The sequence below is a fragment of the Ameyamaea chiangmaiensis genome (genome assembly GCF_013376175.1).
Lineage (GTDB): Bacteria > Pseudomonadota > Alphaproteobacteria > Acetobacterales > Acetobacteraceae > Ameyamaea > Ameyamaea chiangmaiensis.
Window position 1 is genome coordinate 1 of record NZ_JABXXR010000040.1, and the last position, 20272, is coordinate 20272.

A 20272-nucleotide genomic window follows, 5' to 3' on the forward strand; every position below is an offset into this window, starting at 1 on the left:
CCCATGCCCTGCCGGCGCGCCAGCCCGTGACCCCGGGCCCGCTGACCGCGCAGACCCTGTCACTGCCGACCGACTATCCGGTCGGGCTCGTCACGCTGGCCTATCGGATGCCCGGCATGCGCGATCCCGATTTTGCCGTGGCCGACATCCTGTCCGATGTGCTCGCCAGCCGGCGCGGGGCGCTCTATCAACTCGTGCCGCAGGGCAAGGCGCTGTTCGCGGGCTTCGAGCCGGTCGAAAAGGCCCGCGCGGGCGTCGGCATTGCCGTCGGCGCCTTTCCCTCCGGCAGCGATCCCACTCCCCTCATCGGCGAGATGAAAGCCACGTTGGCCGCGATCCGCGCGCACGGGGTGCCCGCGGAACTGGTCGAGGCGGCCAAGCGCAAGGAAATCGCCCAGATCGGATTCGGCGCGAACTCGATTGCCGGTCTGGCGGAAAACTGGTCGCAGGCCGTCGCCCTGATGGGACTGAACTCTCTGGACGACCTCGCCGCGGCCTACGCACGGGTCACACCCGACGCTGTCAACGCCATGGCCAGACGGATGCTCGATCCCGCACAGTCGGTTACCGCGGTTCTGACGCCTGACCGTTCCGGCAAGGCCCCGTCGGACAAAGGCTTCGGCGGCGCCGAGTCCTTCGCCGCGGCCGCCGATCACAAGGTCGCACTTCCCGACTGGGCGGAGCGCGCGCTCGCACGTCTCGACCTTCCCGCCGAGTCTGCCGCCCCGGACGTCTCCACCCTGCCGAACGGCCTGCGCCTGATCGTCGTGCCGTCGCATGTCAGCCACACCGTCGTGGTGACCGGGCAAGTCCGCCAGGACAGCGACCTTCAGGAGCCGCCAGGCCAGGAGGGCGTAGCCGCCCTGACCAATGGCCTGTTCAGCTACGGGACCACCCGCCATGACCGGCTGGCCTTTCAGAAGGCGCTGGACGATATCGCGGCGCAGGAAAGCGCGGGCGACGATTTCTCCCTCTCCGTTCTCAGCAATCATTTCGACCAGGGACTCGCCCTTCTGGCGGAAAACGAACTGTCACCTGCTTTCCCCGATGCCGCATTCACCGTGGTCCGCCAGCAGCAGGCCCAGACCCAGGCGGGTGAACTGACGTCCCCGGGCTACCTGTTCAGCCGCGCGATCACCGCCGCGCTCAACCCCCCGCATGACCCCTCCCTGCGGCAGGCTACGCCCCAGACGATCATGGCCACCCGTCTGGCCGACGTGAAAGCCTATTACCACGCCGCGTATCGCCCCGACCTGACGACGATCGTGGTAGCGGGTGACATAACGGTCGGACAGGCACGCGCCGCCGTGGCCCGTGCCTTCGGCGGCTGGACGGCGCAGGGGCCGACGCCGGTCGTCGACCTGCCGGGCCGTCCGGACAGCCGTGCATCCGTCGCGCATGTCGCCGACCCCGGCACCACGCAGGACACCGTGATACTGGCCGAGACGGTCGGCCTGACCGCCGCCGACCCGGATCATTTCATGCTCCAACTGGGGAACGAGATCCTGGGAGGCGGCTTTTCGGCGCGTCTCTATCAGGATCTTCGGGTGCGGACCGGGTATGTCTATACCGTCAGCAGCCGCTATTCGTGGGCCCGGCACCGGGGCGGCTACAGCATTTCGTTCGGGGCGGACCCGGACAAGGTCGACGCCGCGCGCAAGGCCGCGCTGCACGACCTGGACATGATGCGCACGCAACCGGTCTCCGACACCGAGCTGGCGATGGCCAAAGCGACCATGCTGCGCGGACAACCGCTGCGTCGCGCAAGTCTGGACGCGATTTCCTCGGAATATCTGTATCTCGTCTCGCTCGGGCTGCCGCTGGACACGCCCGCGATCGCGGCGCGCGCCTATTACGGAGCCTCGGCCGCCGCCATTCAGCAATCATTCGCCAGATGGATGCGGCCGGACGATATGGCAACTGTGGTAAAGGGGCCGGGAGCGCCCTGACACTGCGGGAGGCTCCAGGGCGAAAGGCACGCTGACGGTGCTCTTCAGCCTTGCCGTGGGGGCACTCCAGCATCCCTTTGGGAATGTTTACCTGTGTGCTGCCCGAGCCCGGCCCGTCAGCCGCGAGGCGGCCAGCGTAATGTCGGCTCGGCCCGGCTGCGATCCCGTTCAGGCTGGCCACCCGGCGCGCTCTCCGCACGCTGGGTCGGCAGTCGGCTTTCCCCCCTGATCGGAAAGGCCGCCAGCGCCCGAGGCGCTGCACCCTGAAAAGTCCCGGGGCCGTCGGTCAGCGGCTCCCGGTCCTGAGCGTCGGCCCACGGTCGCACCGGCTCATACTGCACCGGATCAGGCGCTGTCGTTCCCCACGGAAGCGTCTCAGGTGTCCCGCCCGAGTTCGAACGGGACGTGTAAACGCCCCGCGCGCCCCATGCCTCGGACGGCGGCGGCACAGCGTGAGCAACGCTGGCGAAGGAGGTATGCGGCGGGGGCTCCGCACGTGGCGGCGGCTCGAACCGCGTGGGCCGCGGACGCGCCTCACGCGTCGGCCCGGTATCCGGCCGCCCGCTAACAGGTGTCGTCCCGGGTGCAACGCCGCGATCCTCAGACGCTCCCAGCCGGGCGGCGATGACCCTGAGCTCGGCCTTGACCTCACCCAGTTCCAGTTCGACCTCCGCCAGACGTCCTTTGACGCCGAAGACCGCAAACGGCATCAGAAGAAACGCCACGCCGAGCAGGAACGCACCCAGCAGCAGCGCGAGTTGCAGCCACCACGGCACCCAGTCTGGAAAAATCAGCGGCATCATGTCTGTGTTCCTGCTCCGGCATCACCGGGATCAAGACACCACTTTACCACACCAGCCCGGAGCGACCAGACCGGGGTCCATCGACACCCAATGCTACGTCCTGCGTCCCCGGCGACGTACCCTCCACCCCAATTACGGCCTCCGTCGCGGCGCCTCGCGCGCTGGCGATCCCGACACGACCGTTGCCGATTCTGCGCACGCCCCACAGACCACGGGCGCCCGATGTCCGGCGGGACACCCGGCCACCTCAGACGCTGGACGACAATCCCGACGGCGCCCGACCACCTCCCGTCCCCGGACGTCGATAGGTGCCGTTGGCGGTGTACGAATCCTGTCGCGTCGGCAATGCCGCCACGAGAGCCAGTATTTCCTTCTGCACGCCAATCGCGCCCTCCAGCAGAAGGCGATTGTCCTCCGCCACGTCACGGAGCGCGGCCAGATCCTCCCGGCTGCCCGGCTGTGCGCGCACCGTGTCGACATCGACACCAGCAAGCGCGCCCTCGACCACAGCAATCAGAGCCCGCTTGCGCTCCAGCGTGGCGGTCGCGTCCGTGACCCGTCCTTCCCGAAGGGCCGTGTTCTCCGTCGACAGAAGGTCCAGCAGATCCGCCATGGCGTCCTGAAACTGATCGTCTGGCATTACTTCTTCTCCTGCATGGCAAGCATCTGACGGTACAGCGTATCGGCCATCCCCAGACCGCCCGCGCGCTCCATCTCCTTGGCCATCTCGTCGATCAACATCGGACGAAAACTCTGCTCCCCCACGCCGCCATCGAAATCGGAGTCGGTGTGGTCAATGGTGTCGAACATCGGCTGGATCATCTGGTCGATGGTCATGGCCTCGAAATCCGTTGCCGCCTTCCACGCCTTGGCGTCCCGGGCCTGGGTGCGATCGGTCTGAAGCGGGCTCGACAGCGCTGGGAGCACGTTGGCAGGGGCGGCTTTCATCGCACCTCCAGATCCGCCTGCAGCGACCCGTCCGCCTTGATCGCCTGCAGAATACTGATCATGTCGCGGGGGCCGACCCCCAGGGCGTTCATTCCCCGCACCAGATCCCGCAGAGTAGCACCCGACGGCAGCAGACCCAGACGACGTTTCGCCCCTGTGTCCGCATTGATCGTCGTCCTTGGGACAACCGCCGTCGTTCCGTTGGAAAAGGGCGCGGGCTGGGAAACCTCTGGTGTCTCGGTCACCTGAATGGTCAGATTGCCCTGCGCGATCGCGACGGTGCTGATGCGAACATTATCCCCCATGACGATCGTACCGCTGGCCTCGTCCACCACCACCTTGGCCGGTGCGTCGGGCGTGACCAGAAGGTCGCCCACACGTGACAAGGTCGCCACGGGGTCCTGTCCGGCGAGGTCCAACATCACCGTCCTCGGATCAAGCACGTGCGCGGTGTCACTGCCGAAGGTACGGTTGATCGCCATGGCAATCCGCGTGCCGGTGGTAAAATCGGGATTTCGCAGGCTGATCGACATCGTGCGGCGGTGACTGAGATCGACCGGCACCTCGCGCTCCACGATCGCGCCATTTGCGATGTGGCCATTGGTCGGCACGTTGCGCGTGATGGTGGCGGCAGCCCCGGTCGCGATGAAGGCATTCGTGACCAGCGAGCCCTGCGCGACGGCGTATACTTCCCCGTCGGCGGCCATCAACGGCGTCACCAGAAGCGTTCCGCCGGTCAGGGAGCTTGCATCGCCTGCGGCGGAAACGGTGACATCGATCCGACTGCCACCATGAGCAAACGCCGGCAGGTCCGCCGTCACCATGACAGCGGCGACATCGTGGGTCTGGAGCTGCGTCTCCTGCGCCCGAATGTTCACGCCCAGCCGGTTGAGCATGCTGATCAGGGTCTCGCGCGTGAAGATCGTGTTCGTCAGGCGGTCGCCGGTGCCGGTCAGGCCCACGACCAGGCCATAGCCGATCAGCTGGTTGCTTCTGACACCTTCCATATCCGTGATGTCCTTGATCCGCACCTGCGCGGCATCGGCCGGCACCGCCGCCACGATGGCGACGACACAGAACAGAAGCGTCACAAGACAGGACAGGACTTTGGGCATCGCGCATCTCGGGTTCATCCGGGCCCGACCATGCCCCACGCAAGGAAACAAAATCTTAACAACGGACGTCTTTCGTCGCCTTTCAGTGCGAAAAGCGGCGTTCGCCGCATGAACAGGACAGGAACGCCCGCTGTTTGCGGCGCGACGCTCGGGCGATATGCGTCATATTCCCCTTGGCGGGATATCCGTCGGGGTCTATACCCCGCGCGTAAAACCTTGGCAGACCGGGCCGCTGCCACCTGAGGATTGTTGCGCATGATCACGTTGCCCCCGGACTATCGCCCTTCCGACGATGAAGAGTTCATGAGCCCTCTTCAGGTCGAGTATTTCCGTCAGAAGCTTCTCCGCTGGCGCGCCGATCTGCTCAGGGAAGCCGACGATACGCTTGCCAGTCTGTCGGAAGGTGGCATCCACGAAGCCGACATCACGGACCGCGCCTCGGTCGAGACCGATCGTGCGTTGGAACTGCGCACCCGCGATCGGGCCCGCAAGCTGATCGCCAAGATCAATCTCGCCCTTCAACGCGTCGAAAATGGGTCCTACGGTTTTTGCGAGGAAACCGGCGATCCGATCGGCCTTAAACGCCTCGAGGCCCGCCCCATCGCGACGTTGTCGATCGAGGCGCAGGAACGTCACGAGCGTATGGAACGCATACACCGCGACGACTGATCGCCCTCCGATTTTTTTGCCTCGAGGCCAGAGAAGGTCTTGCCTCCTCGGCCTTGAGGCGATACGAACCCCCCAACGACATCACAGGTCCTGCTGCTGTAGCTCAGTGGTAGAGCACTCCCTTGGTAAGGGAGAGGTCGACAGTTCAATCCTGTCCAGCAGCACCAGTCTTTTCAATAACTTACGGTTGGCCCCCGCAATAGTTCTATGGTTCAACTGAACCAGAAAACCCTCTCAGGGCGCTTGCTGCTTTCCTGAGCCATTCCCGGCTATGGTGTCCGTAGACCTTCTCAATCATGACGACTGAGTTGCTCAGGAACCGCGCGACCATGTCCATCCAGGTTACGGAGGTATGCTGCAGGCTGTAAGGCGTCACATGTCAGAGATTTGCCCTCTCCGCAGATCGCCTGAACCCTGTTTTGATGCTCTTCACAGGCTACCCGCGATATTCAATCACATTGTCGGTCGTTCGGATCGAGGCAGCCCGCGCCATTTCCGCGCGCAGTTCGGGGATCATGGGCACGATCGCCCTCCCCTTGTTTCCGGTCCCCCGGCCAGAATTGATGATGCCGGACACGAGATCGATCTGCGTCCAGGTCAGGGACAATCGCCCACCTCAACGCGCTCATGAGCGTCCGTATTCTTTGTGATGATCCTCTGGACTGGCGCCGACAGTAGCCGCACGACGACATAAGCGTTCAGTCATGATATACCGGCTCAATCATATCGAAACTGGTATATGAGCGTGTTGTCCTTACGTCCCTTCCCGCGTTGTGATTTGTGACCGGGCGCATAAAGATCCGCCAGATACAGTTGCTTGCCGAACTGTCGCGTCACGAAACCCTGGATGCGATCGGCATGTAGCAGCCTGCGGCGTCCAGGCTGCTTGCCGATCCCGAAAGCTTGATGGGCCTGACACTCTTCGATCGGGAAGGGCAGCGCCTCGTGCGCAACCCCTGTGGCGAGATCATCATGCGTCGCGCGCTGACCGTAATGGCGGAGCGGGACCGTGCGGGCGATGAATACAACGCCCTGATCGAAGAGCGGGCAGGACGTGTGGCGATCGGGGTCATCGACGCGCCCATGGTCACAATCCTGACGGACGCCATTGCGGAGATTCAGGCGGATCATCCGTTGATCGACATCGACATACTGTCGGTGTCGAGCGCCACCCTGTTCGACTCTCTCTGCACGGGCGAGATTGACATCATGCTCGGACGACCACCGGGCCTCTCCCGCCCGGACCGATACAGCTATCTCGATATCGCGCACGAGGGACTGACCTTCGTCGCACGGCCCGACCTTCCGTTAGTCCGGCAACGCTCCGTCCCGCTCGACACTCTGGCGATGTATCCGTGGGTCTTGCAACGCACGGGCTTGTCCCTTCGGCAGGGTGTCGAGCACCTGTTGCAGGAGCACAAGCGCGCGATGCCCACGCGTGTCCTGAACACGGATTCCCTGTTCATGACGTTGTCATACGCCGCCCGCTCCGACGCCGCGGCCGTCATTTCGCAGCCAATGGCACATATGCAGGCGGAGACCGGACAAATTGCCATCCTCGACACCGCGTATCAGGTCTCCATCTCAAGCTACGGCATTCTCACCGCGCGCAATCGCGCGCTGCCGCCTGTGGCGTCACGTGTGCTGGACGTTCTGCGATGCCACGCCGCCGTATGAAGGCATTCACGGACACGCGCCGTCGCATACGGACGATCTCGGCATCGATCGCGCGAAATGGCCTGTGTCCTACAGACACCCTGTCGCTACCGACCAACTTGACCACAGGCGCGCATGATTGCCGATGCATCCGAGAGTGCCCCTCCCTTCATGCACTACGGTCGTGTGAGGGCCTTTTTATATCAGGCGTGGTCAGCCCGTGTGTTACGGTACTGCGCGCCGATCCTGCCTCAGGACGCCGGTCCGGGAAGGAATTCAAGCGCACCGCCCACTGAGCAACACCGCGGCGTCTTGATCCTTCCACAGCGACCCGTGCAACCGAAGCTCCCGGTGACCAGCGCGCACCTGCCTCCTGATACACCCGCGACAGGCGCTTTCGCCCGATAGCCGTTCCGCCTGGGCCCCCTGGCATGGCGCGGCCGGCCGCCTCAGGAAAGCCGGCGTGCCTGCGGTTCTGCACAGGACCCTGACGAACGGTCAGCATCCGGCTCAGGCCGCCGGTCGCACGACGGCGCTCCACGAGCTTTCCGCTCCACGAAAAGGATGACGTTCGTGCGTCGGTCCGGCACGGCGGAACACCGAACGTCAACCATGCGCGCCCGGAGATTCAACCCTCAGGGCGAATAACCCGCTTTCACGCCGGCCGGGCCGGACGCCAGCATACGCTGGTCCGACTGTTCGCAGCGCCAGTTCTCCGCGTCATTGACATCCCCATGGCCGACATAGCGTGCCATGGCGGGGAAGGGGCAGAGCGGCATGGTACGATCGACCGGGTTCGTCGGTATGCCATCGGCCGCATGACTCGCCACGAGACGTTCAGGCCTGTGCCCCGTTCGCACCCAGACGTCGAGCAGGGAAAGGACATCGCCATCAGGCTTGCCCTCTGCCGCCACGGCACCCGACTGACCAAAGGTGTTGGGGCCCGGACCGCCGCCGCAATGGGCCATGCCTGGGACGGCGAACAGCACCGCGTGCTGCTGAAGCCGGGCATACCCCCCCTGACGACGGGCCAGGGCGCGGTAGACGTTCAAGGTCCGATAGGGCGTAATGTCCCCGTCCGCCAGCCCGTGATAGAGGACGAGCCGATGCCCGGCACGCAGAAAGGCGTCGAGCGTCTTTTCATCCGTCCCGTCTCCGGCCGCGACCCGGCTCTGGAGTGTTGCCAAGACCTCGTGTTTCACGACGGCATGCGCGGTGCCTTCGGTGCCTGAAAAACTGATCGCCGGGTCATCGATACCGCCGAGATACCGCAGTGTCTGGTTGCCATAATACCAAGCTTGGGGTTGCGACGCCGCATCCCGCCACCCGCCGGGCACAGTGCTGAAACCCAGCCAGTAGCGCAAGTTGTCGACCATCGGGCCGCCATCGGCGAGATTGGATGACGGATATCCCGGATAGACGGTGTGTCCGGTTGAATCCGTCATGGCCGACAGCGCGATGTCCAGGCTTTGCGCCTGCGCTTTTGTGAAGCAGGCGCCCGTCGCGTCCGCACCGCATCGTGGAAGATCGCGTTCGGCGATGAAATCGCACCGGGCCGGGTTCTGGATCAGCCCGTCCCGCACGCCGTCCGTCGCATCGCAGCGTTCGGTCATCACCTGATCGGCCAGATGCCACTGCTCGTCGGTCAAGGCCGCGTCAGGCGTGCGCATCTGCGCCAGCACGCCCGCCGCGGCGGACAGGGCCTCACCCTCGATATCGAAATACGGATCGCCGGCAAGGATACCATCGAAATCATCCGGGTAACGTTCCGCCTCGACAAGGGCCTCGCGTCCACCGTCCGAACATCCGGCGAAATACGCGGTTTCAGGCCGGTTTCCGTAGAACGCGGCCGTCCATTGCCGCGCCTGCACCGCGAGACCGTGGACCGCGCGATAGAAAAATGCCGTTTGCCTTGCCTGATCGGGTTTACCGTCTTTGTCGACGGCCCAACGTGATTCCGAAACAGACCACAGACGCGGCGCCGGGCTGGAGTGGGCCACATGCCCGTCATCGGTGGCCCAGACCGCATAGCCACGGCTGACCCAGCCCAGCGGCGCGGGCCCCAGGAACACCGTGCCGCAATTTCCGCCGCACCCGACCTGAAGGATCTTGCCGTTCCAGTGCGTCGGAAGAACGCCGGCGAAATTCGCGCGATCATCCTGTCCCTCACCCAACGCCATGTCGCCGGTGACAAGACAAAGGTCGGTGCCGGCCACACTGCGCTGTTCGGCCCCATCCTTCGGTGCCGCGAGATTACTGGCGCCCCAGTCCTCGATCGCGTGCAGCCGCACATCAGCGCCAAAGACCCGTTGCAAGGAGTCGGGGCGGCACGCCGAGGCCGCATGCGCCGCATGGGCTGCGGCAAGACCGATAAGCAGGACGGTGAGGCTTTTGACCACTCGATGCACGAACCCGGTTCCTCTCACTCTCACAGCGCGGCACATACCGACTTCACCTCGGTGAACAGACGGATTGCCTCAAAGCCGCCCTCTCGCCCCCAGCCGGACTGCTTCATGCCACCAAACGGCAGCACGGGGTCGAAAAGATTATGTGTGTTGATCCAGACATTTCCCGCCCTCAGGCGACGCGCCAGCAGGTGCGCCTGACTGAGGTCCTGTGTCCAGAGACTGGCCGCCAGCCCATATTCGCTGTCGTTCGCAGCGCGACAGACGTCGTCCAGCGCACCGTCCTCGTACCGCAGCACACTCAGCACCGGGCCGAAGATTTCCTCGCGCACACACGCCATTGCAGGATCGGCGCCCGCGATGATCGTCGCCTCCATGAAATAGCCGCCGTCGGCCTGTGCCTTTCCGCCAGCGACAATCTCGGCCCCCTGCGTGCGGGCCTGATCCACATACCCCGCCACACGGTCGAGCTGACGGCGAGACACAAGCGGCCCCAATGCCACATCGGGTTGCAAAGGGTGCCCCATCGTCAGGCCGACCGCCGCTTCGGCAAGGGCCGCCACGATACGGTCATGCCGGGAGGCCGGAAGGTAAAGCCGCGATCCCGCAGTGCAGACCTGCCCCTGATGGAAAAAGATCCCGCGCATGACACCGGCAACCAGCCGATCGATATCCACATCCGGCAAGACGACCATCGGCGACTTGCCACCCAGTTCAAGTGTCACGCGCTTGAGATTGCTGCGGGCGGCGGCACAGGCCACGTCACGCCCGATCGCGGTGGAGCCGGTGAACGCCAGTTTGTCCACATCCGGATGTGCCGCAAGCGCCGCGCCGGCAACGCTGCCATAGCCCGTCACGACATTGATCACACCGGGTGGGATACCGGCATCGAGCGCAATCTCCGCAAGCCGCAGTGTGCTGAGCGACGTGTCCTCGGCGGGCTTGACCACGACGGTGCAGCCCGCCGCCAGCGCCGGCGCCAGTTTGTAGGCCAGCAGGACCATGGGAAAATTCCAGGGCACGATCAACCCCGCGACCCCGACCGGCTCGCGGATCGAGTACGCCAGCATGTCGGCATGACCCGCCACCGGGGGCGCCTCTCCGGTGATCTTGGTCGCCCACCCCGCCATATAGTGATACGTGTTGCACGCCAAAGCCAGATCGGCGTGGCGCGCGTAAGCCCACGGTTTGCCGGCATCGACCGCTTCGATGTCCGCCAGTTCGTCGGCGTGCTCTTCAAGCGCGGACGCGAAACGGAACAGAAGCCTCGACCGTTCGATTGGCGTCAAGCGGCTCCACGGACCGTGGTCGAATGCCTCGCGCGCGGCACGCACAGCGCGATCGATATCGTCCGCGTCGCCGGCTGCAATCGAACTGACGACCTGTCCGGTTCCCGGATCGACCACATCGATCCGGCCGCCTGTGGCCGCTGGACATGATGCGGCCCCGATGACAAGACCATGGCTGCGCGCCAGAAAGGTTCGCAGGCGATCGGAATAAGCGGGGGTCATAAGGACGGCCTCCAGAGACTGACGGCACGGCTGCGCTGTATCATCCGAGCCCGTGCGTCTTACGAATGAAATCCCCCGCGCGCTCGGCGATCATCACGACCGGGGCCATGATGTTGGCGGAGGTAATCTCGGGCATGATCGACGCATCCGCGATGCGAAGCCCTTCGATGCCAAGGACCCTGAGCGTCGGGTCGACGACCGCCAGCAGATCGTCCGGGCGCCCCATTCTAGCCGTCCCGCTTTGATGAAAATATGTCCCGGACGCATTGCGCACGAACGTTTCCAGCGCCGCGCCGTGCAATGCACCCGGCATCACCTCCCGGCGGCGAAAGCCGGCCAGGCGCGGATCATTCCCGATCTCGCGGCAGATCTCCACCCCACGGACCAGCGCCCGGACATCGTCAGGATCGCTCAGGAAATTCGCGTCGATCACCGGAACCAGCGCAGGATCCGCACCACGCAACCGAACCCGTCCGCGACTTTTCGGGCGTGCCAGGCCGGGTGCGAGGGTCCAGGCCGAGGCGGCGCCCACAGGCAGATCGAACTGACGGGCCGTCACGTCACTGGCGAAGGGACACTCCTCCAGAACCGGCATCAGATCGGGCGTGGGCAATGACGGATCGCTTTTGCAGAAGAAAGCAAACTCGGCCGCATTGTTGCGCGGAGGCTCGGGGACTTCGTATTCCCAGATACAGCCGCCCAGAAGGATATGGTCCTGAAAATTCGCCCCGACACCGCGCAACGCATGGCGGCAGGGAATGCCATGCGCGGCGAGTTCCGCGGGATCGCCGATCCCCGACAGCATCAGGGCCTTGGGCGTATTGATCGCGCCCAGGCTCACGATCGCCTCGCGCCTGACCTCGACCGCATACCGTTGCCCGAAGCGGCGGAAAACGACGGAGCCGACACGCGAGCCGCGCAGTTCGATCCGCTCGACCTCCGCCCCGAGCAGCACGTGGAGGTTTGGCCTGTGCGCGACAGGATCGAGATACGCCGTGGCCATCGAAACGCGTTCCACGCCATTGCGCACAAGAACATTGGGCAGCCCACACCCACCGCCGCCCTCCATGGGGTCGGTATTGAGATCGTCGGCAAACGGAATGCCTCGCCCGTCGGCGGATTCGATCAGGGCCTGGACAAGCGGGATCGGATTGTCCGGCAACGTGATGTCCACGGGTCCACCTATCCCGCGCCGCGGGTCAGGCCTGCCATGCCAGTTTTCGATCCGGCGGTAGATCTCCAGCACCCTGTCGTAAGACCAGGACGCATCGCCGGTCACGCTTGCCCACGTGTCGAAATCGTTCCGGTGCCCGCGCGCCCAGACCTGCCCGTTGATCGACGAGCCACCGCCGAGGGCGCGGCCCATCGGCATAGGCGGGGTGCGGCCATTCAACCCGGCCGACGGCTCGGACACGAAACCCCAGTCGCGCTCGGTGCCAATATTCCACATCCACTGCGTGGAATCCATGATCGCCGGCACGTGGTGACTTCCGCCCGCCTCAAGAAGAAGCACGGTCGCCCTTCCATCCTCGGCCAGACGACGGGCGACGACACAACCCGCCGTGCCGCCGCCACAGACGACGAAGTCATAAGCCCGCAGCACACTGCGGCCATCCGGTACCGTCCGCAACGCCGTGATGTCATGCGTGACCATGGATGGTACTCCCCTTCACCGTAGGCAGCCCGACGAGAGCCTCTTCAGAAACCCGCGCTGACGGTGCCGAAGAACTCACGCGGCGCACCGATCTGCATCGACTGGTAATCGCCCGAAAGGGGATTGCCATCTTCGCCCATGTTGGACACGTACACCGTGTTGAACAAGTTATACACGTTAAACGATGCCGTGATATTCTTCAGAAAACCCGCATTGCCGATATGGTATCCCGCCCCGAGATTGGCGAGCCAGTATCCGGGAACGTGCGTGTCATTCGTGTAGCTGAGAAAGCGCTTGCTCATGTAGGTCACATCGATATGGGCGAACGCACCCTTGTATTCATACGACAGGTTCGCCTTGTACATCAGCTTGGGATAATTGACTTCCTGCTTTCCCTTGAGATTATAAACAGCACCATCTTCCGTCAGGTTCGATCCGTATTTCGAACTGTTGTAGCTGATGCTGTTCGTCAGGCTCAGGCCCTCGACAGGACGCAGGGTCAATGTGCCGTCCACGCCGTTCATGTCGACATCGCCCACATTGCGCAGCAGGGACTGGATACTGACGAGGTTACCTTCCGTGACCGTGGCGAGGCGGTTGTGAAAATCAGTGTGATAGAGCGTCAGCAACGCGGTCATGATCGGCGAATTATACCGATATCCACCCTCGAACACGTAATCCGTCTCGGGTTTGAGAGTGTTCTTTTCCGCGTTGAAGATTTCCTGGCTTGCTGATCCCCAGGGAGACGCCTGACTGTACCCGGCCTCGGGGAAGACGCGCATGTTTTTGGAAAAATCGAAGAACACCTCATGCCCATGGGCGATCTGATAATTGATGCTGAACTGCGGCAGGAACGCGGCATTGTTGCTCAGAGAGCCCGAAGCCGGCGTACCACCCGAATAGAGAGGGTTATTTTCGACGACACTGCTTGTGCCCTTGAACATCAGCGATCGGAAGCCCGCGTTGATACGCAGATTTGGCAGGACGGTGATCGTGTCTTGAATATGCGTCTGGACGGTATTATTGACGTAATGCAGGCGCCAGGCCTCAGCGAACGGCGCCGGCGTACCGTTTCTCGGATTCAGCGGCTCGCCCTCACCAAGAACCGGCTCGTTGTAGAACGTGTAAAACGGCTCATACGCGCCATGCTCGTACCAGATGCCGACATTGATTTTGTTCCGGGCGACCGAATACACGAGGTTGGACGTGAAACCGCCACGCTGGGACGTGCTGCCATTATTTTGCTCCGCAAGTGGCGCCCCGCTGGGCGAGGCCACGTACGGATTGGTCCAATAGGCATTGAAGGCCTTGTCTTGCGCATACAGCGTGGTTTTCCAGTTCAGACGATGCGTAAGCTGGGATTCCAGCGTCGCACCCCCCAGAAAATCGTGGCTGGTCGCCGGGCCGTCGTAATAGGACGCATCCGCGGGATCGGACAGTTTACTGTATCCGGCAGGAAGCGCGCCCCCGGGCAGACCGTTGGCGTAGAGCGCGGTGCGATAGGCGGCCCCGTAGTTCGGGTAGTAATAATCGACCCGGGACCCCAGCTTGTGCAGGATTTCGAGCGACGTGTCGCCGTAGGTGTCCGCCACAGCCTGATCCCAGTCGAAAAACGCCGTCAGTTTGGTCGAGTGTCCAAACGGCTGGACCAGCTTCGCATTGACCTGTTGCAGGAACTGGTTTCCGCTGCCTTTCCATTTCTCCTCGTCGCCCCGGCTGTAGGAGACGAAGAACTTGGTGCCTGTCGGGTTGAGCTTTCCGCTATCGATCCGCACAAACGTCAGGTAGCTATTGTAACTTCCAAATGTCTGCGAAATTTTACCGCCGAACTTATCGGCCGGATCGATCGAATAAAACTGCACCACACCGCCGAGATTGCTGGAAGATGGCACATCAACCGCGCCTGCTCCCTGCGAAACGTCGACCTTCTTGATATTCATCTGCGAAATGGCATTCACCACGTTCAGGCCCTGCGCACTACCGTAACTTTGAAGGCCAAGCGGAATGCCATCGAGCGTGAAACCAAGCTGATCCTGTGAAAAGCCACGCATAAGAAAACTCTGCGACCAAAGATCAATGCCCAGCGGATCGGCCGAATTGTAGGCAATCGCAGGCATGGCGCCCAGAAGTTTCAACGGATTGGTGCCAGGGACTGACTGCGCCATCATCGATGCCGTCATGGTCTGGATCTGGCGCGTCGACCCGTGCCCGACGACGCTCATCTCTTCGGGACGAGGCGCGACGGCGGCAACGGCACGCGGAGGCGTCGCCACCGGTGAAGCGACCGTGACCGGGGCCGAAGCCGACTGGGATGATCCATGCGCCTTCTTCGAGGGCCGGACCTTACCGTGCTGGATCGGCACAGAAGACGCGTATACGCCATTAATCGATGCGCCGCTCATCAGCACGACGCTGGTCAGCAGAGTAATCTTCTTCATCCTGAAGCTCCCAGGGGGCATGCGTTGACATCGAGTCAAGACAGATCAAATTCAGGCCCTATCATGGTCAGAGTATCCCTGATCCACAGGCGGACATGAACAGCGCGTTCACCGCGCAGTTATTCTCATCGGTGTCAAGCTACCGGGAACATTCCATGTATGCAACATATATATTACGTATACGCGACATTTGTTTTGCTGCGTCATGGTACGATAGCATCCATGAATCCTGCGAGATTATCCCACGGAATCATGTGACCGGCGTCGGGCACGTGCGTCACGACGATGGATGGATTGAGGGACAGGATCTCTGCCTCGTCTTCCGGCAAGATGACACCTCCACGCGTCGCGACAACCAGCGTCGTGGGGCGCTGCAGATGCGGAAGATCCTGATGAATATCTTCGGTGTGGAATTTTTCGAACGTGATCCTGGTCGCCAGTTCGTCGCAGGTGTGCAGCCACTCGGCCCGCAGGGTACGCTGCTCCTCCGTCCAGGTCGGACAGAATGTCCGCATGTCCTCGGCCGTCATGCCCATGCGCGCGCGACGGATCGAGTCCGTGTACCACTCCAGTTTTGCCGGGTAGGCCCGTCGCCCCGGCCCGCTGACCGGCGGATCGACGAGAATGAGGCGACCCAGTCGGTCGTCATTGGTTCTGGCCATGCGGATCACGATCCGGGCGCCCATGGAATGGCCGACAAGGGCCACGTCGTTCAGCGCCAGGCCATCGATGAAGCCCCGGACGTCGGCTGCATAGCTGTCAAGATCGTAGTCAAGATCAGGGCCTGTCGACGACAGACCCCGGCCCCGCACATCGATCACATACACGTCAAACGTGCGCGCCAGTTCTTCGGCCACGAAGCCCCATGTGATCGCCGGGCTGGTGATTCCGGGGACCAGCACCAACGGCTGCCCTTCACCGCCATAGCGAAGATAGTGCTGACGGATCCCGTTCGCATGGATGTTCCCACCATACAGAAAGCGGCTTTTAGGCATGATGTCTCTCCTCAATAGGCGCCGGACAGAAGGGCACCGGCACCGGGGGCCACGGCCTCCAGTCCCAGGGCGCGCAGCATGGCATAGGTCGTGGCGACGGCGGCGGTCAGGACCGGTTTTCCGGTCAGTGCCTCAACCTTGGCCACGACCGGCAACGACGGCATCTGCACGCATGCCGACAGAACAATGACGTCCGCATCCTTGTAGTTAAGACCTTGCACGATGCCCGGAAGCCGTTCCGGGTCATGGGCCGCGACATTCAGATTGTCCGAAATCTCCAGCGCAACGTGATCGATGACCTCATACCCTTCGGAGGCAATGTAGTCGACGACGAGTTTCGTCAGCGGCTTCATGTAAGGCGCCACGATCACGATCTTTCGCGCGCCCATCACCTTCAGACCATCCACCAGCGCGCCCGCGCTGGTCACGATCGGTGTCGGGGCGCCGTTCCCGGCCGTGCGCTCATGAAGGCGGGCTTCGGAACGCCGGTGATACCCAAGGCCCATCGCCATGATCGCCACCAGACAGGCATAGCCCATCACGTCCACCCGCGCATCGCTCAGTTCCAGCGCGCACCGGTCGGATTCCGCGTCCATGGCCGCCAGTTCGTCCTTACTAACCGTCTTCATGCGCATGCGACTGGAATGAAACAGAAAACGCTCGGGCCGCACAAGCTGGCGCGCGGCCAGCATCGCGGGAATTTCGGTTTCCATCGTCACATTGGAGCTGGGGACGATCTGGCCGATGCGGTAAAGGGTCTTGGTCACTCTGGGCACTCCGACTCAGTGATTGGGCAGGCGCGACAGCAGCGTATCCAGATCCAGGACGTCGCCGCATTTCTGCGCCATATCGAACAGGTTGGCCTCATGCGGGCCGATCGCGCGGTCGCCCACGCAATCCGACACCACAACCGGGCGGAAGCCGGCCTGCATCGCGTCCAGCACACTGGCGCGCACACAGCCCGAGGTGACGCAGCCCGCGACCACAACGGTCTGCACCCCGTGGGTGACGAACCATGCCGCCAGCGGCGTGCCGGAGAATGCCGACGGCACCGTCTTGCGCACGACATACTCCCCCGGCTCGGGCGCCAGTTCCGCCACGATGGCCGACGCCGGGTTATGTTCGGTCAGGCCCAGCATGGTCGGCACCTTCAGCGAGAAGATGTTCGCGTCGGCGCCATCATCGGCAAACACGATGCGTGTATGGGCGACCGCCCAGCCCAGACGGCGCGCGTGGGCCAGCAATGTCGTCGAGCGCGCGATGGCCTGGGGAATATTGCCGCCGCCAAACGCCTGCGGATCGGCAAAACCGTTGACGAAATCGACAAGCAGCAGGCCGACCTTTCCGACGATCCCCATCTCGTTGCCAAACCCCTGCGCCTTGTAGCGCGCCTCGTCACGTTGCAGGTCCGTGTCCATCGCCTTACTCCTCCACCAGAGTGCCGTCGGTCACCACGGCCTCGCCGTCCAGCCGCACCGTGCAGCCACGCATCGGGATATCGATGTGGCAGGCCGCGTCGCGCGTGCCGCCGGCCTCGTTGTTCGGTCCCGTGGACCACAGGAAATTGCCGGCACAGGCACGCGGGTCCATGCCGATCGTCGCCTCGCGGTCGTAGAATCCCATCACCGACCAGTGCGCGCGCCGCTGCAGGCCCCAGCCGATATGCGAGACGGCATAGACCTCCGGATCGCCGAAGCTTTGCATGTAGTCGCGCAGATGTCCGGCCTCGTAGCCGCCCTCGATCGCGCGGACATACCCGCCCGCCAGACGCAGGGTGATCGGTGCGGTGACATAGGATTTCTGCGGCAGCAGGATGTCGCCCGGTGCCAGCACGATCGTACCCTCGGCCGACCCCTCGTTCGACCATGTCGCCAGAAAGCCGCTCGGCCAGTGGTCCCAGCGCCCCGGCGCGTCGACGAAACCGTACTCCTCCAGCATCGGGTAATCCCCCAGCGCGAAGGTCGCGTCTGTGCCCGCGGCCGAGGTAACGTGCATCGTCTTCGCCGCTTGCAATCTGGCCGAGGCGGCCAGGACGCGTGTCCGGTCCTCCATCGTCGGCGTCATGCGCACTAGAATCTCCGGCGGCTCCACCGCCAGCAGGATACGGCCGCCCGCAGCCAGGATCTCGTGCTGTTCCGCCGAAAACAGCAGCGTCATCAGATCGAGCACCAGATCGCTCGCCTTGAGCATCTCGACGGCCGCGCGATTACCGGTCAGCGGCGTCGTGCCCACATAGGCCAGCGGATCGCGTGACAGAGACACACCGCCATTGACCGGTTGCAGGTCGAGCCGGTTGGCGATCGCCCCCTTCTGACGCACCGCCAGGATGGCGCAGCGCAGGGTCTGTGCGTTGGTGTCGGCCGACGTCAGCAGCGTGACCGTCTGTCCGGCCGCAAGCTTGCACAGGTCCAGCACCTGGCTCCACGACTGGACCAGTTCGTAATCACTCACGCTCATCGGGTGGTCTCCCTGGCGGCACGCGGCGCCAGAATACGGTTGAGGATAATGGCGGCAAGACTGGCGGTGACGATGCCGCCCAGCGTGATGCCGCCGATCTGCACGGTGAAATCGCCCGCCCCGGCGACCAGTGCGACACCCACCGGGAACAAGGTGGCGGGCGTGGAAAAATCGACGCGGCTCTCGATCCAGACCCGGACCATCGTCGCCGCGATCAGCCCGAACAGGCCGAGCGCCAGACCGCCCACCACCGGGGCCGGGATGGCCGCCAGAAGCGCCCCGAACAGCGGAGAGAAGCTCAGCAGAACCGCAAGGCCGCCCGCCACGGCAAACACCAGCGTGGAATAGACGCGCGAGACGGCCATGACGCCCAGATTCTCGACATAGGTCGTCACCCCCGTGCCGCCCAGGGACGCCGCCAGCATCGTGGCCAGTCCGTCGCCCAGGAAGGCGCGCCCGGCCAGACGGTCCAGCGGCGCCCCCGCCATGGCGCCGATCGCCTTCAGATGGCCGAGATTTTCCGCCACCAGCACGATGGCCACGGGCGCCATGAATATCATCGCGCCGGGCGCGAACCGGGGGGTGGCGAAATGCGGCAGCCCCAGCAGCGGCGCCTGCCCTATGGCGGCAAAATCGACCGCAGGGGCCAGCGCAAGTCCATTCGCAATCACGACGTAGAGGGCACTGGACAGCACCAGCGCCAGCAGGATCGACAGGCGCCGCACCACCACGCTGCGATGGATGGCGAACCCCGCCATGCACAGCAGCGCAAACAGGCCGCAGACCGTTCCCATGTCGCCATGCCCCAGCCCACGCGTGGCCACGGGCGCAAGGTTCAGCCCGATCGCCGCCCCGATCGCGCCCGTCACGGCCGGCGGCATCAGCCGCTCGATCCAGCCCGCACCCGTGACGATAACGACCAGGCCGATCAACGCATACAGCACGCCGGCGGCGAAGATGCCGCCGCAGGCCAGCCCGATATCGGGATTGGGCCCGTGCCCCGAGTAGCCCGTCAGAGCCACGGCCAGCGTGATGAAGGAAAAGCTCGACCCCAGATAGCTGGGCACGCGCCCTGCGGTCACGACGAAGAACAGCAGCGTCCCCAGCCCCGAACACAGCAGGGCGACATTGGGATCGAACCCCATCAGCAACGGCCCGATGACATTGGAGCCGGTCATGGCCATCAGGTGCTGACCACCCATGGCCAGACTCTGCCAGCCGCCGGGATGTTCGTCCACCGCGACCGCACCATGACCGTCGGCCCGTCGCCAGACTGGAAACCATCGGCCCATGTCACCGCCCTCCATGCTCGGCGCGCAGCGTCCCGATACGCTCGGTCAGGCCGTCCCACGCCGGACGCCCCGGCGCGTTGACCACGCGCAGATACCGCAGCAGCGACGCGATCTGTTCGTCGTCCAGAACGCCCCGGAAGCCCGGCATTTCGCCACGTCCGCGCTCGCCGGCATAGCCCGCGCCATTCAGGATCGCGTGGATCACGTTGTCGGGCCGCGCGTCCTGCACATTGCTGTTCAGGGCCAGGTCAGGCCGGTTGCCGTCCATATGCCGCGCCGCGCCCTCATGACAGGACGCGCAGCTTCCCGCGAAAATGCGCGCTCCGGCGGGCTCGCGCAGGGCGGCCTCGGCCCGACGCGCCAGGGCCGAGGCGCTGACG

At 64.0% G+C, this 20272-nt stretch carries 18 protein-coding genes and 1 tRNA gene; 4 read left to right on the forward strand and 15 right to left on the reverse strand.

Annotation, left to right across the window (positions count from 1 at the left end; translation table 11 throughout):
• Positions 1 to 1949: M16 family metallopeptidase (locus tag HUK82_RS07280; RefSeq protein ID WP_176613332.1), on the forward strand; the 1949-nt coding region annotated here is incomplete at its 5' end.
• A gap of 116 nt (positions 1950 to 2065) precedes the next feature.
• On the opposite strand, the gene HUK82_RS07285 is transcribed toward HUK82_RS07280, so the two are convergent.
• The 4 genes from HUK82_RS07285 to HUK82_RS07300 all read right to left on the reverse strand — a co-directional run bounded on the left by HUK82_RS07285 (position 2066) and on the right by HUK82_RS07300 (position 4815).
• Complete coding sequence (locus HUK82_RS07285) at positions 2066 to 2752, reverse strand: hypothetical protein (protein ID WP_176613333.1); 687 nt, start codon at positions 2750 to 2752, stop codon at positions 2066 to 2068.
• Positions 2753 to 2999: 247 nt separating this feature from the next.
• Positions 3000 to 3392, reverse strand: coding sequence for a hypothetical protein (locus tag HUK82_RS07290; protein ID WP_176613334.1), 393 nt, complete (start codon positions 3390 to 3392; stop codon positions 3000 to 3002).
• On the reverse strand, positions 3392 to 3700 hold the full coding sequence (locus tag HUK82_RS07295; protein WP_176613335.1) for a rod-binding protein: 309 nt from the start codon (positions 3698 to 3700) through the stop codon (positions 3392 to 3394). Before HUK82_RS07295 ends, HUK82_RS07290 begins: the two co-directional genes overlap by 1 nt.
• Complete coding sequence (locus HUK82_RS07300) at positions 3697 to 4815, reverse strand: flagellar basal body P-ring protein FlgI (RefSeq protein WP_176613336.1); 1119 nt, start codon at positions 4813 to 4815, stop codon at positions 3697 to 3699. The genes HUK82_RS07295 and HUK82_RS07300 overlap by 4 nt, the downstream gene beginning before the upstream one ends.
• A gap of 255 nt (positions 4816 to 5070) precedes the next feature.
• Here HUK82_RS07300 and dksA point away from each other — a divergent pair, with 255 nt between their 5' ends.
• Together dksA and HUK82_RS07310 are read left to right on the forward strand one after the other, a co-directional pair.
• Complete coding sequence (dksA, locus tag HUK82_RS07305; RefSeq protein ID WP_176613337.1) at positions 5071 to 5484, forward strand: RNA polymerase-binding protein DksA; 414 nt, start codon at positions 5071 to 5073, stop codon at positions 5482 to 5484.
• Positions 5485 to 5576: 92 nt separating this feature from the next.
• Positions 5577 to 5651, forward strand: a tRNA-Thr gene (locus HUK82_RS07310).
• A 269-nt stretch (positions 5652 to 5920) separates the two neighbouring features.
• On the opposite strand, the gene HUK82_RS07315 is transcribed toward HUK82_RS07310, so the two are convergent.
• Positions 5921 to 6091, reverse strand: a complete 171-nt coding sequence (locus tag HUK82_RS07315; protein ID WP_176613338.1) for a hypothetical protein — start codon at positions 6089 to 6091, stop codon at positions 5921 to 5923.
• Positions 6092 to 6390: 299 nt separating this feature from the next.
• Here HUK82_RS07315 and HUK82_RS07320 point away from each other — a divergent pair, with 299 nt between their 5' ends.
• The gene (locus tag HUK82_RS07320; RefSeq protein ID WP_176613339.1) at positions 6391 to 7161 is read left to right on the forward strand and encodes a LysR substrate-binding domain-containing protein; all 771 of its coding nucleotides are present in this window, start codon (positions 6391 to 6393) and stop codon (positions 7159 to 7161) included.
• 614 nt (positions 7162 to 7775) lie between these two features.
• On the opposite strand, the gene HUK82_RS07325 is transcribed toward HUK82_RS07320, so the two are convergent.
• From HUK82_RS07325 to HUK82_RS07370, 10 genes are all read right to left on the reverse strand, one after another.
• Positions 7776 to 9548, reverse strand: coding sequence for a tannase/feruloyl esterase family alpha/beta hydrolase (locus HUK82_RS07325; RefSeq protein WP_176613340.1), 1773 nt, complete (start codon positions 9546 to 9548; stop codon positions 7776 to 7778).
• A gap of 20 nt (positions 9549 to 9568) precedes the next feature.
• Positions 9569 to 11056, reverse strand: coding sequence for an aldehyde dehydrogenase family protein (locus HUK82_RS07330; protein WP_176613341.1), 1488 nt, complete (start codon positions 11054 to 11056; stop codon positions 9569 to 9571).
• A 40-nt stretch (positions 11057 to 11096) separates the two neighbouring features.
• Positions 11097 to 12710 (reverse strand): GMC family oxidoreductase, encoded by a 1614-nt coding sequence (locus HUK82_RS07335; protein WP_176613342.1) that lies wholly within the window; start codon positions 12708 to 12710, stop codon positions 11097 to 11099.
• Between the two features lie 44 nt (positions 12711 to 12754).
• Entirely contained in the window at positions 12755 to 15148 is a 2394-nt protein-coding gene (locus tag HUK82_RS07340) for a TonB-dependent receptor (RefSeq protein ID WP_176613343.1), read from the reverse strand.
• A gap of 203 nt (positions 15149 to 15351) precedes the next feature.
• On the reverse strand, positions 15352 to 16143 hold the full coding sequence (locus HUK82_RS07345) for an alpha/beta fold hydrolase (RefSeq protein WP_176613344.1): 792 nt from the start codon (positions 16141 to 16143) through the stop codon (positions 15352 to 15354).
• Between the two features lie 11 nt (positions 16144 to 16154).
• Positions 16155 to 16856: a maleate cis-trans isomerase family protein gene (locus tag HUK82_RS07350; RefSeq protein WP_176613349.1), complete on the reverse strand. Its 702-nt coding sequence runs from the start codon at positions 16854 to 16856 to the stop codon at positions 16155 to 16157.
• A gap of 69 nt (positions 16857 to 16925) precedes the next feature.
• Positions 16926 to 17561 carry an isochorismatase family protein gene (locus tag HUK82_RS07355; protein ID WP_176613345.1) on the reverse strand — a complete coding sequence of 212 codons (636 nt, stop codon included), beginning with the start codon at positions 17559 to 17561 and terminating at the stop codon, positions 16926 to 16928.
• A 4-nt stretch (positions 17562 to 17565) separates the two neighbouring features.
• On the reverse strand, positions 17566 to 18600 hold the full coding sequence (locus HUK82_RS07360; protein ID WP_176613346.1) for a 2,5-dihydroxypyridine 5,6-dioxygenase: 1035 nt from the start codon (positions 18598 to 18600) through the stop codon (positions 17566 to 17568).
• Positions 18597 to 19892, reverse strand: a complete 1296-nt coding sequence (locus tag HUK82_RS07365) for a solute carrier family 23 protein (RefSeq protein WP_176613347.1) — start codon at positions 19890 to 19892, stop codon at positions 18597 to 18599. The genes HUK82_RS07360 and HUK82_RS07365 overlap by 4 nt, the downstream gene beginning before the upstream one ends.
• 1 nt (position 19893) lies before the next feature.
• The coding region (locus HUK82_RS07370; RefSeq protein ID WP_176613348.1) for a c-type cytochrome at positions 19894 to 20272 on the reverse strand (379 nt) is incomplete at its 5' end.